This is a genomic window from Acetivibrio cellulolyticus CD2 (assembly GCF_000179595.2).
In the GTDB taxonomy this organism is placed as follows: domain Bacteria; phylum Bacillota; class Clostridia; order Acetivibrionales; family Acetivibrionaceae; genus Acetivibrio; species Acetivibrio cellulolyticus.
This window is the reverse complement of sequence record NZ_JH556657.1, coordinates 121967-135213: the sequence shown is the minus strand read 5'-3', so window position 1 is coordinate 135213 and position 13247 is coordinate 121967. Positions and strand designations below refer to the sequence as shown.

The following is a 13247-nucleotide window of genomic DNA, read 5'->3' as shown; positions in this document are numbered from 1 at the left end:
AAACAACTACAGGACCTTTGACATAATATATATGATTGGAGTATAATGAACATTGTTCGTTAAAAGGAGGTGAAATTATTGCCTAAAACTTTACCAAATATAAAGCAGGATATATTGATTACAACAAGGAAGTTGCTCGCAGAGTCAGGATATGAAAAACTTAATATCAGAAATATAGCTTCACGATGCGGTATAGCCACCGGAACACTATATAACTACTACAAATCCAAACATGAGATTATTGAAGAAATTCTTGATAATGAATGGAAGGTAATGTTTAGATGCGTAGAACAAGGAATAAAAGACCAGGTTAGCTTAATTGGCAAATTGGGAATAATTTATACAGAACTGTGCATTTTTATGAATGATGTTCATAATATATTGCTAGATAGTTTTTCATTTATGTTCAATATAGATGAGTTTTCGAAGATAAAATGCCATAGAAATATTTTTACAGAGGAATTATTGGAGAAAATATTTTTACTTATTCAAGAAGGTAATGAAGATAAGAATTCTAAACTTTTGGCGGATGTAATATGTAAGTTGTTTGTTTCATATTCTTATCAGGGAAACGTAGAATTTAAAACGTTAGAACCTGTTATTTTATCAATATTGAAATCGGAGTAGTTAAGTGAACATAATTCACATATATTTGCTTGTTATAATTTAAAACCAAAGTGGTAAGTAAATTATATGCAAAGCATTAAAAATAGATTTATATCTAAACTAAATAGAAAAGGAATGGTAGCTATGGAAAGTCTAACGAAAAAAAATCAGACTAAAAAGACTAATTTCGGCATGATTATGGCCATTTATCTGGCCGGAATATTCATGGGGGCTATTGACACAGGAATTGTAACCCCTGCAAGAACGGTAATACAAAATAACCTTATGGTTGGAGACAAGACAGGTATATGGATGATCACTATATACACTCTGGCTTATGCTGCGAGTATTCCAATCATGGGTAAGTTGGCTGATAAATATGGAAGAAAATATATTTATCTCTCGTGTATTTTCCTTTTTGGATTAGGTTCACTATTATGTGGAGTGTCCCAGGAACTTGGAAGTTTTTCATTCCTGCTTTTCGCCAGAGTAATACAGGCTCTTGGTGGTGGAGGCATCATGCCTATTGCTACTGCTGAGTTTGGAACAACTTTTCCTCCTGAAAAACGTGGTATGGCGTTAGGCCTTGTGGGAGGAACGTATGGAGTGGCTAATATATTCGGCGCATCAGCTGGTAGTGCAATATTGGACTTATTTGGCAAAAATAATTGGAAGTTTATTTTCTATGTAAACTTGCCTATTACAGTGTTTATACTTGTTGCAGGTTTTATTTTCCTTACAAATAATCGTGAAAAAGAAGTTAAAAAGACAGATATATGGGGGATTTTGATACTGACATCTATGGTGTTGTCATTAATGTATGGTCTGAAAAATATTGACTTTTTTAATTTCCTTACAACAGTAGCTAACCCAAATGTTTATGTATTCCTGATTATATTTGCTGTTCTTCTTCCGATCTTTATACTAGTTGAAAAGAAGGCGGAAGACCCAGTTATGAACCTCAGCTATTTTACGAATCCAAGAATAGTGGTAACGTTAATACTTTCGTTTGTTGTAGGTATAGTAATGATGGGAATGATTTTTGTACCTCAGTTTTCTGAAAATGCTCTTAAAATTGCTTCAGGAAGCGGCGGGTACTTCGTAATTATCCTAGGTTTATTTGCAGGTGCGGGAGCACCAATGTCAGGTACTTTAATTGATAAATTTGGTGCTAAGTTGATTTTAGGATTAGGATTTCTTGTTTCAGCGATTGGAGGACTTTTCCTGGTTTTTGTTACAACAAACCATCCGAGCACTCTGACAGTTGTTATAAGCCTCATTCTTATAGGACTTGGTATGGGATTTACCATCGGAACACCGCTAAACTACATGATGCTTGAAAATACTAAGAAAGAGGAATCCAACTCGGCTCTAGCTACACTTTCACTTATCCGTTCGGTTGGAACAGTAATTGGTCCTGCAATTATGATCGGGTTTATATCACATGCTGGCGCAAACGTTCAAACAAATGTAATGGGGTTGTTTCCAACAGAAATCAAGGTGCCTGCATTACCATATGCTGAAGAACTGACAGAAAAGATCAATGAGCTAAAAGCTAATCCAAACATGAAGGATAAACTTGCTAATGTTGAAATGCCGGATTTAACTTCCATGACTTCTGTAAAGATTGACATGAGCAGTAAAGGTGATTATAAAATGCCGGAGGATCTTGTTGACCTTATGAGATCTTCTGATGTTACTACCATCACGGCGAACAGTAAGACACTTACTTCTAGAATGTTTGATGAAAAGAATCCGGAAATGATTGCTAAAATTCAAGATGGAATTCAAAAGGGTATTGATTCAATGAGCAGTGGTATGACTGATATGGATAATACCATAGCTGAAATGGAGAAAGGATCTAGTGGTATCGGTGAGGGTATTAAAGGTATGCAAACAGCTGTAGATTCTCAAAAACAGGCTTTGAAGCAACTTGAAGGCCTATATGCGACAATATCAAAGATGTCCAGTACAATGCCGTCAACAGGAACAATGCCAGCGATGGGCACAATGCCGTCAACAGTAACAATGCCAACGATGGGCGCAATGCCATCAACGGGTAAAATGCCATCAACAAGTAAAATGCCGAAAAGTATTCTTGAGATGATACCGGAGCAGGTAAAGAGTAAAATGCCTGAAAGTGTTCTTGAGCAACTTAAAGATGTAAAATCTGCAAAAGATGTTGAAAAGAAAATAGAAGAATTAAAGACTGCAATAGCAACATTGGAGACTAAAATAGCAGATGCTCAAAAAAGTAAGGTTGATATGGAAAAAGCAGTAGATTCAATTAAATTGGCACAAAAAGACATGAAGGATACAATATCTAAAATGAATACCTTGAAAGCTGCTGTTCCCGGTGCTTTTGAAACAGCAAAGAATGATTATTTAAAAGCGATTGACAATATAAGTGCTAATATTGAAAGTGAGTTCCAGACAACTCTTAATAAAGGTTTTAAACAGGTGTATCTCACTGTAGCTATAGCATCTATAGTTGCACTGTTAATATTGACACTGTATACAAAGAAAAAGGAAGAAGAATGTCTTGGGGCAGTTTGCAGTGAGGAATAATAAAATGCGTTACTTATAGATGACATTAAATACAAAGTTGCTGTTAATGGTCTGGAATAGGTCATAAGCAGCAACTTTTTGTTTATAAGAGAAAATATTGATATAGTTGATTGTGATATTATGGAAATTAATCGAATAGAAGAAATAGAAGAAATAAATGATCAGTCCGAAATTAAAAAAAAGTTAACTTTATGCAATGATTTGTCGAAAAATATAAATTAAAAACATAGGAGACTGTTATGCAAAAGAATATACAATCAACAATTTCATATATACTTATAATTGCGGCATCTACTTTGTTTATGCTTCTTTTTGCATACAACACAAGCCCTCTCTTGAAAAGAAGCTGAGTACAGCTTGTTTAAATTGTGAATTCCTATATTGAACATTGTTAAGGAATATTCAATTTATCTCAATCGAATAGTATAGTTTTTGTTCTTTTTTTGTATATTTACATAAGCGATAAGTTCTGATCAAATTTTTATGAAAGATTCTCCAAAAAAGATTTATAGCTTTAATACAGTTTATAAAAACCCCTTATTATCTAAGAAGAAAAATGATTATTCTTCATGTATTCATCCATGGCATCTGCGACTTCTTTAGAATAGCTTACGGCTTCAACTACTGTTTTGGCACCCATTACTACGTCACCGGAAGCAAATACTCCTTTGCGGGTGGTAGAACCGTTTTCATCAGTCAGCAGCAAGCCGTTTGCAGCGACATCTATACCTTGCGTGGTCGATATTATGCGGTTACGGGGGCCCTGGCTGATGGATATAATGATACTATCAGCTGAGTAAAGCTTTTGACTGCCTTCTGCCTTGAAAGCTTTGCCGTTTTCATCATAAGCCATATCCTGAAAAATTACGCCCTGGTCTGTAATTTCAATAGGGGTTTTGTCAAATTCAATATGCACGCCATCAATTTTTGCATATTCTATTTCCCGTGGGCTTGCAGATAAGCGCTTGCTTCTGGCAAATACGGTAACATCTTTTGCTCCTTTGCGAAGAGCGGTTCTTGCAACATCCATTGCAGCGTTGCCTGCACCGATTACTGATTTTCCAAGATTGTAAACATCGGGATTTGTCAGATAATTTATTGCATAATGCACATTCCCAAGAGTCTCACCTTTGATACCCAGGCTGTTTGGCTTCCAAACTCCTGTACCAATAAAGATTGCTTTATATCCATCCCGAAACATTTCATCAATTCCTATGACGGTTCCAATTGAAGTGTTGGACCAAATGTTGCCCAAATTTGTCTTGAAGCATGCAAAAAGGCAAAGGAAAAGGGAATAACCGTAAGCTTTGACCTAAACTACAGAAAGAATCTTTGGACCAGCGAGGAAGCTCAAGCAGTAGTAACAAAGCTGACCCCATATATAGATGTTTGCATCGCCAATGAAGAGGATGCTGAAAAGATATTTGGTATTAAGGCTGAAAATACTGATGTAACAGGCGGAAAGCTCAGTCATGATGGATATAAACAGGTTGCACAAAAGATGGTTGAAAAGTATGGTTTCAAGATGGTTGCAACAACGCTCAGAGAAAGCCTTTCTGCCAGCGACAATATCTGGTCCGCTATGCTGTATGACGGAAAAGAATTCTACTTCTCCAAAAAGTACAATGTTCATATTGTTGACAGAGTTGGCGGTGGAGATTCCTTTGGTGCAGGCTTGATATACTCTCAAATCAACGGATATGAACCGCAGGCTTCCATTGAATTCGCTGTTGCAGCAAGCTGCTTGAAGCACTCAATAGAAGGCGACTTCAATCTTGTTTCAATAGCTGAAGTAAAGGCTTTAGCAGGTGGAGATGCTTCGGGTAGAGTACAGAGATAGTTGAATAGCAATTGGAAGACCCAAGGGTTAGCACGTACTGACCCTTGGGTCTTCTTCTTTATCTATAAAATTGATTGTACGTACAAAAAAATAAAATCAGATTACACTTTTGAGGATAATACTGTAAAATTATAAAGAAAATGTTTGAAACAATAATGCGGGAGATGTATAATTATAGTAGAATTATATAGTATATGTAATTTTGGAAACATAGTAAGAGTCTTTTGAAATAATTAAAAAAAGGAGGAGTTTATTATGGCAAATGGAACGCAAGCAGCTGTAACAGAGGCGACCAGGTTGGGCGAGATTGGCTTTCCGGAGTTCACTGCCAAGCTGATCAGTGATACTTTTGATGCTATTGTGTCGGCCAATATCAGACAGACTGAGGCCTACATTGACCTTCTGAATCAGGTTTCCAAGTCGCTAAGTACTTTTATTAATGACACCAAGGATGATATAGGAGGAGACCTTATACTGCAGTTTCTGGCTAAGGTTTTACCCGACAAAGAGAGTGATTCAGGGACAGTTGTGGCAAATGACAGCACTGCAACTCTTGATGCTTCGCAGGCAGCTGCTTTGAACAATGCTATAGCAGTAAAGGACGAAAATGGAAACGAAGTGCAGGGCAATGTGGTTAGTGATGGTGATGTAATTAAAAATAAATATGATGCAATTTTAGATGCTGTTGCTAAACGTATATCGGCAGACAAGTATTCATTATTAAAAGAGATGGTTAAATTAGGAGTACTTCGTCTTGTAGTAGAGCATGGAGTTATTGAAACAAGACTTACCTTCAATACATATGGATCTACATTTTATGAAAAGAATACCTCAAATTATAACAGAAGTGATTTTAATTTCAGGGCAAAAGCTAAAACCGGATCTTTTCTGAGTCCATGGGTTAAAGCTTCAGCTTCAACTTCTTATAGGAGTGTCAACATATCTACTACAAATGAGTCCAACAGAGATATTTCAGGAAGTCAAGTACAGATTTATGGCCGTGTTCAGATAGATTTTAAAACTGATTACCTACCGCTTAACGCATAATACGGTTTTACAGTATATTAATTAAATAAAAAAGGTTTGATTTTGTTAAAAAGTTTGCCTCAAAGGCAAACTTTTTAACAAAAATTGCATAGGGAGGTGGAACTTTATTATGGGGAATACACGTCTGGAAGAAGTGGGATTTTCAGATTTCACTACTCTTCTGATCACTGAAACCCTCAATGCCGTTATAGTCAGCCAAATCCAGCAGGAAGAGAAGATTCAGGAGTTGAACATGGCATTAGTAATGTCACTTGAAGCGTTTTCTAAAGCATATATTTCAGATGATGAAGTTAAATCAGAATTGACCAGGCTTTTTACTGATCCAGGCATTCCAGATGAAAAGAGTTCGGTAGAGCCGGGTATGCCTTATGTACCTGTTGGTGAAAATAATTCAGAGATGCCCTGCATTAGAGAAATATGCGGGTATGATATGATAAAAGGGGATTATATCGAGAATAAGAATGGCTTTGAGATAACGGAAATGGGATATAAAAACATAAGTAGAGCAGTTTTAATGCGGATTGCTTCGTTAAAGCAGGAAGGTCTTAGGTATGTTGTTTCTAGAGGAATACCAAGGGTCCTGGTTGATAATGGTAAGGTTTCAGCCAAACTTACTATGAGGATTGAAGAACAAAAGAAGACCTCAAAAAACAGTTCCAAATTTTTGGGGTCAAGAAATGACTTCATTGGAGGGAAGCTGGTTGTAAGACCTGTTAATGCCAGGGGACCAGAGTATTTGACCGTTAAAACCGATATAACAAGTGAAGTTGAGATAAACTTTAAAACTATTGTTTTATAACAAGGGGGAGTATAATTTTATGGCTAGCAATGAACCTCATCTGACAGAGATGATTCTGGCAATACATAACGAAATTCAGAGTGCTGTTGACTATATATCTGAAGTTGCTGCTAAAAATGGTACAGAGTTGGGTAAAAGTTCGGCTGTAATGTGTATAGAAAATTTAAGAGTAAAGCTTCCGTTTTTAATTGAACTTGAACAGAAAATGGGAGCCCATAAAGATATAAACGAAGTTATTGATGTAGATGATTTAAAGAAAAACCTTTCCAATAGAAAAGGATTTATGATTGATAAAGGTAAGAAAGGAAAGATGGTACTTTACTCTAAGGTAAAAGTGTTGCCAAACCTGAATTTGCAGGAAGATAAAGAAGGCAGGATTTTTGAAAAAGGAGAAATTGAAATTGTTTTTTCTCCGGTAAATAGAGACTAACCAAAAAAGCCATATTTTCCGGTCGTCGAATCCTGGAACAATGGAAAATGCGGTCGAGCAAAGGTGAAAACAGTGAAAGTGACTGCTAATAGGATTAGTATTGCAACAGAAAAATACAGGCAATACTGGCTGAACCGAGCATATTTGTATAGATGAAGCGCCATGCATTGGGCCATTTTGGTTAGAAATAATAACAAATCTAGTGAAAGCAATGGCGGATTCTTTTCTTTTTCTACTTGCTACTATATTGTTATCAAAGGAGACAGTGGTGAATAAAGCTCCGGAGGATATTATCCTTTAATTAATAACAATAAGAATTCCAGCATTGACGCTATTTGGCTTTGTGTGATAAAATCATACATGTTACGTAGATATAGCAATAAATGATGACAAAAATCAAGGCAATAAAGCCAAGGCATTTGAATGACTTGACTTTGTTGCTTTTTATCATAAGAGGATCATCTCTTTTTAGGAAAGGATTGTTATGAATAATATTATTTCCGAAAACATTATTGAATTAAAAGGCATCAAAAAATGCTATGACGACTTTGTTGCTGTCAAGGATTTTAACCTTGAAGTAAAAAAGGGAGAGTTTGTAACATTTTTGGGCCCATCGGGGTGTGGCAAGACAACAACGTTACGAATGATAGCGGGATTTGAACTTCCTTCAGAGGGTCATATTCTCTTAAATGGCAAGGATATCAGTGTTCTTCCGCCTAACAAAAGGCCTATCAATACAGTATTCCAACGATATGCATTGTTTCCTCATCTGAATATTTTCGATAATATTGCATTTGGTCTGAAAATGAAAAATGTAGATGTAACTTATAAAAATAATGAGGGTGAAACTCTTATTCGGAAAGAAAAACTATCCCATACAGAAATTAGAGAAAAAGTGAAGCGTGTATTAGAAATTGTTGATTTGGAAGGTTTTGAAAAGCGAGATATTTCTACTCTTTCCGGTGGGCAGCAGCAGAGGATTGCCATTGCAAGAGCGATTGTAAATGAACCGGAAATTTTATTGTTGGATGAACCGCTTGGTGCTTTGGATTCAAAGATGCGCAAGGAAATGCAGTTGGAGCTAAAATCCATGCACGAAAAGTTTGGAATTACCTTTATCTATGTAACACATGATCAGGAAGAAGCTCTTACTATGTCAGACAAGGTTGTTGTAATGAGCGACGGTATGATTCAGCAGATAGGAACACCGGAAGAGATTTATAATGAACCGAATACAGTCTTTGTTGCTGACTTTATCGGAGAAAGCAATATCTTTAACGGCAAGATGTGCGCAAATAAGAAGGTTCGTTTCTGTGGAGCTGAATTCGCATGCCTTGATGATTTACGTATTGGGTCAGATGTGGATGTCGTAATAAGACCTGAAGACATAGAAATGACAACCCCTGAAAATGGGCAAATAAAAGGAAATGTGCAAGCTGTTAATTTTAAGGGAATGCATTATGATATTACCGTTCAGTCCGGAGATAATGAAATTTTGGTAAAAAGTACAAAAAATGCAGGAGTGGGAGAATTACTGGGGCTTAGGATTGAACCTGACGGAATTCATGTTATTCATGCAGAAACCAATATTAACATTTATGAAGGTGTTATAACGGCGATCGATAAAGTAGCTTTTGCAGACGGAGAATTCGATTGCAATATTACGAAATTATATCCGGGATCAAGTATCAGCAATAATAATTTGTGCGATAAGGATGGAAACAGGATCAATGTCATTGGAAGTTCTGTAACGGTAAAAGTTCCTGTTGCTGCTCCATCCATGAGTGATGATATCGATGCGGGTGGAACAAAAGGGCATATTGTTTCTCTTATATATAAGGGAGACCATTATCATTATATTGTTCGTACAAAAAGCGGAGAAGATATTCATCTGCATGACCAGAGCTTATGGAATGAAAATGACTATGTCAGTATCCTTATTCCGAAAGAAAGCATTGATTTGTCACTTAATGCAATGGAGGAGCAACATATATGAAATATCAGTTTTCGCGTAAACAATTGTGCATCCCTTATGCATTATTTCTGATATGTTTTGTTATTGCACCGCTTGTTGTTATATTTTATTATGCCTTTACAAACGGAGATGGCAGATTTACAATAGCAAATTTGACAGGTTTCTTTAGTAGCAGCAATACAATAGGAACTCTGTTTTATAGTATTCTGATATCGGTTACAACCACCTGTGTGTGTTTGTTGATAGCTTATCCGGTTTCTTACATACTTGCACGAAGTAAAATGAAGAAAAAAACAATTTTGCTGGCTATATTTATAGTTCCGATGTGGATTAACTTTACCTTGAGAGTCTTAGCTTTAAAGGAAGTTCTCACTATGTTGGAAGGAAATCTGGCTTACCATCCGTTTTTGAATACCATAATTGGTATGACATATGATTATTTGCCGTTTATGATTTTACCTCTATATACAACTCTAATGAAGCTTGACAACCACCTTTTAGAAGCAGCATATGATCTTGGTGCAAGCAAATTAGGCGCATTTACCAAGGTTACATTGCCGCTTTCATTACCTGGAATTATAAGTGGTGTTACTATGGTGTTTTTACCAGCAATGACCAATTATGTAATCCTTGACATGCTTTATAATAATACCTATATAATGGGTAGTTTAATTGGAAGCTATTTCAATGCTTATGACTGGCACAGCGGTTCAATGATATCCATTGTGTTGTTGATGATCATATTTATCATAACGTGGGCAACAAAAGGATTTAGTGAAAATGAACCAGAAAGGGAGGCAATTCTATGATTAAGAAAATAGTAGGTTCTTCATGGCTTGGAATTGTATTGCTTTTTATGTATTTCCCTATTCTGATTCTAACAGTTTATAGTTTTTTGGATACTCCGATAATTGGGGCTTCGGGCAATTTCTCCTTTCAAAATTATGTGACGCTTTTTACTACACCGGAATTACTCGAGATGATTATAGGAACCTTGACCTTGGCTTTACAATGTGCAATTATCTCTACGATTTTGGGAACATTGGGTGCCATTGGCGCTTTTTATTCAAAAAAAGGAATGAGAGGTTTTGTGGTTACATCCAATCAGATTCCTGTTGTTAATGCAGATGTTGTAACCGGATTTTCTATCTGCGTATTACTGATTGTTGTGTTGGGTTTTAATAAAGATTCCTTTATACCCTTGATCGTAGGTCATGTTGTTATGGCTTCTCCGTTTGTTTATCTTTCCGTTGTGCCAAAACTGAAACAAATGGATCATAATCTTTACGAAGCCGCCCTTGATTTAGGTGCTAGTGCGAGACAGGCGCTAATAAAAATTACAATTCCACAGATTATCCCAGGTATTGTTTCAGGATTTTTATTGGCGGTAACACTTTCTTTGGACGATTATTTTATTACTACATATACAAAACCTGCAACATTTAATACTATCAGTACCTATGTGGTTAATGCGACAAAAGGTTCCAATACAGAGCTAAAAACTGCACTTTGGGCATTATCGGCTTTAATTTTTGCAATCATTCTTTTTGCAGTACTTATTAGTAACATTACTACCAATAGAAAGGCTGGTGAGAAGAATGGCAGAAATAAAATCTAAAAGAGAAAGCAGAAGATGTTCTTTGCTTTTATTGGGATTGATTCTTTTTATAGTATTATTGTCTGGAGTACCTAAAGTGTCGGAAGTGAATGCAGCGACTGATGATACAATCGTTTTGAAAATCGGCAATTGGGAAGAATATATCGATCAAGGCGACTGGGGTGATGACGGAAAGATAGAGCTTGACAGCGAGACAATTACAAGTGAAAATGGCTTGATTTCGGATTTTCAGGATTGGTATTATGATACTTATGGCAAGCATGTGGAAGTTGAATACTCAACGTTTGGTACCAATGAGGATCTGTATAGCAAAATTATTCTTGGAGATACTTATGATCTTGTTTGTCCGTCTGATTATATGTTTTCGAAGCTTTTGAAAGAGAATAGACTGGAGCCGCTGTCAGAGAGTTTTTTTGATACATCCAATGAGTATAATTATTATATAAACGGAGTATCACCATATATTAAAGGGATTTTCAGCAGCAACAAGATTGATGGTAAGCCATGGAGAGCTTATGCAGCAGGGTATATGTGGGGCACTATTGGAATTGTATATAATCCGGATGTGGTAAGTGAGGAGGATGCCTCAAGCTGGTCGCTTCTTGCTAGCCCCAAATATAATAAAAGAGTTACTATAAAGGATAGTGTCAGAGAATCGTATTTTCCTGCGTTGGCTATATTACATAAGGATTTGCTGCTTAGCAAGGAATTTATAAACAGTGGGGATTATTCTGAAAATTTGGCGAAGCTTTTGAATGATACTAGTCCGCAAACTATTGCAAGGGCTGAGGATTTATTGCAGAAAATCAGACAGAATGTGTATTCTTTTGAAACCGATAGTGGTAAAGCAGATATGGTTACCGGAAAAATTGTTGCCAATTTGCAGTGGTCGGGAGACGGGGTATACACAATGGAACAGGCAGAAGAGGAAGGCTATAAATTGAATTATTCTGTTCCTAAAGAATGTACCAATCTATGGCTTGATGGTTGGGTAATGCTTAAGTCTGGAATAAACGGCGATATGGAGAGGCAAAAAGCTGCAGAAGCCTTTATTAATTTTATTTCCAGACCGGATAATGCAATCAGGAATATGAATTACATCGGCTATACCTCTAGCATTTCAGGTGGAGATAATCCTTTAATCTATGAATACATCAACTACAAATTTGGAGCAGAAGGCGAAGAAAATACAGTAGAATATCCGTTGGGCTATTTTTTCAGTGGTGATGATGAGGATGAAAAATATGTAATTAAAACTTCTGAGGATCAGGCAAAACGACTTTTATTTGCCCAATACCCGCCGAAGGATGTTATCGATCGGAGTGCTGTAATGGTGTATATTCCAGATAATGTCAATACACAACTGAATCAGATGTGGATTAATGTGAGATGTTTTAATTTTGATCATGTTTCTAAAGTTGTTTGGCTTAAAGCACTTGCTTTAATTTGCTTGGTTTTGATTCTGATCATTATTTGGATCAATCGTTATAGGATTTTTAGAAAACCGATAAAACCCGGATATTACAGGGTGAAATAATATAGATAAGATTCATATACAATGAGGAGGGTTAAAAATGAATGAAGTATTGAAAGTAATAAAAAGTAGGAGAAGCGTTAGAAAATATAAACCTGAGCAAATTAAGCAGGAAGAACTGGAAATGATTATTGAAGCTGGTATTTATGCTCCGAGTGGTCATAATTCACAACCTTGGCGTTTTACAGTTATACAAGATCGAAAGGTTATTGAACACATCAATGACATTTCCAAAAAGGTTATGGCAACGGTGGAAATTGAATGGATTAGGAATGCAGGATTAAATCCGGATTACGATATTACATATAAAGCACCAACGCTAATTATAGTTTCAGGGAGAAGAGATGAAATGAGCAGCCAAGTTGACTGTTGTTGTGCTGTTGAGAATATGCTTATTGCAGCAGAAAGCTTGAATATAGGATCAGTATGGCTGGGATTTGCTTCATTTGGGTTTAAAATAGAAGGAGAGGCTGAAAAAATAGGTATACCGAAAGGTTATGAACCTTACTATGTTTTTGTATTGGGATATAAAGAAGAGGAATACCAACCGTCTGTACCGAGTAGAAATTATAATGTAGTTGACTATATACGTTGAGCCACCCAGATAAAAATGTTAGAAAGATTAAAAGGGCCCTGCTTTTTTAGGTCAAGTGCAGCAAAATATGATTGTGTACGAAACTGCAAGTACAATATAAATAAACGATCAAAAAGGCAGGTTGCTCTTATTAGTTTCAATTTTTAGCACATTCTTATATTTTAAGTTTTGAAATAACACATTCCAATTTTCCAGAGCTTTCCTTTCACTAACTAAATTCCGAACGTAATTGGCA

General features: G+C 36.2%; 11 protein-coding genes and 2 pseudogenes. 11 read left to right on the top strand and 2 right to left on the bottom strand.

The features are described 5' to 3' along the window. Positions 1-78: 78 nt before the first annotated feature. Both ACECE_RS29395 and ACECE_RS27450 read left to right on the top strand, forming a co-directional pair. Positions 79-627, top strand: coding sequence for a TetR/AcrR family transcriptional regulator (locus tag ACECE_RS29395; protein ID WP_010247644.1), 549 nt, complete (start codon positions 79-81; stop codon positions 625-627). Positions 628-750: 123 nt separating this feature from the next. Further along, positions 751-3174, top strand: coding sequence for an MFS transporter (locus ACECE_RS27450; protein WP_117385840.1), 2424 nt, complete (start codon positions 751-753; stop codon positions 3172-3174). A gap of 544 nt (positions 3175-3718) precedes the next feature. Here ACECE_RS27450 and ACECE_RS27445 read toward each other — a convergent pair. Next, on the bottom strand, positions 3719-4429 hold the full coding sequence (locus ACECE_RS27445; protein ID WP_456049018.1) for an FAD-dependent oxidoreductase: 711 nt from the start codon (positions 4427-4429) through the stop codon (positions 3719-3721). On the opposite strand from ACECE_RS27445, the pseudogene ACECE_RS30150 reads away from it, so the two are divergent. From ACECE_RS30150 to ACECE_RS0212685, 4 genes and pseudogenes are all read left to right on the top strand, one after another. Then, positions 4406-5014 (top strand): annotated as a pseudogene (locus tag ACECE_RS30150) (PfkB family carbohydrate kinase); the annotation flags it as partial. The gene ACECE_RS27445 and the pseudogene ACECE_RS30150 overlap by 24 nt on opposite strands. A gap of 255 nt (positions 5015-5269) precedes the next feature. Then, positions 5270-6061, top strand: a complete 792-nt coding sequence (locus tag ACECE_RS0212695; RefSeq protein WP_010247628.1) for a hypothetical protein — start codon at positions 5270-5272, stop codon at positions 6059-6061. Between the two features lie 109 nt (positions 6062-6170). After that, entirely contained in the window at positions 6171-6860 is a 690-nt protein-coding gene (locus ACECE_RS0212690; RefSeq protein ID WP_010247626.1) for a hypothetical protein, read from the top strand. A gap of 19 nt (positions 6861-6879) precedes the next feature. Then, positions 6880-7290: a hypothetical protein gene (locus tag ACECE_RS0212685; protein ID WP_010247624.1), complete on the top strand. Its 411-nt coding sequence runs from the start codon at positions 6880-6882 to the stop codon at positions 7288-7290. Here the strand turns inward: ACECE_RS0212685 and ACECE_RS31760 are convergent. Then, positions 7287-7487, bottom strand: a complete 201-nt coding sequence (locus ACECE_RS31760; protein ID WP_268871019.1) for a DUF6512 family protein — start codon at positions 7485-7487, stop codon at positions 7287-7289. The two genes, ACECE_RS0212685 and ACECE_RS31760, sit on opposite strands and share 4 nt — an antisense overlap. Before the next feature lie 296 nt (positions 7488-7783). Here ACECE_RS31760 and ACECE_RS0212680 point away from each other — a divergent pair. From ACECE_RS0212680 to ACECE_RS0212660, 5 genes and pseudogenes are all read left to right on the top strand, one after another. Beyond that, positions 7784-8872 (top strand): annotated as a pseudogene (locus ACECE_RS0212680) (ABC transporter ATP-binding protein); the annotation flags it as partial. Between the two features lie 410 nt (positions 8873-9282). Further along, positions 9283-10074, top strand: a complete 792-nt coding sequence (locus ACECE_RS0212675; RefSeq protein WP_010247620.1) for an ABC transporter permease — start codon at positions 9283-9285, stop codon at positions 10072-10074. After that, complete coding sequence (locus ACECE_RS0212670) at positions 10071-10883, top strand: ABC transporter permease (protein WP_010247619.1); 813 nt, start codon at positions 10071-10073, stop codon at positions 10881-10883. Before ACECE_RS0212675 ends, ACECE_RS0212670 begins: the two co-directional genes overlap by 4 nt. Next, complete coding sequence (locus tag ACECE_RS0212665) at positions 10864-12420, top strand: extracellular solute-binding protein (protein ID WP_010247618.1); 1557 nt, start codon at positions 10864-10866, stop codon at positions 12418-12420. The genes ACECE_RS0212670 and ACECE_RS0212665 overlap by 20 nt, the downstream gene beginning before the upstream one ends. Before the next feature lie 37 nt (positions 12421-12457). Continuing rightward, positions 12458-13012, top strand: a complete 555-nt coding sequence (locus ACECE_RS0212660; protein WP_010247617.1) for a nitroreductase family protein — start codon at positions 12458-12460, stop codon at positions 13010-13012. Positions 13013-13247 lie beyond the last annotated feature (235 nt).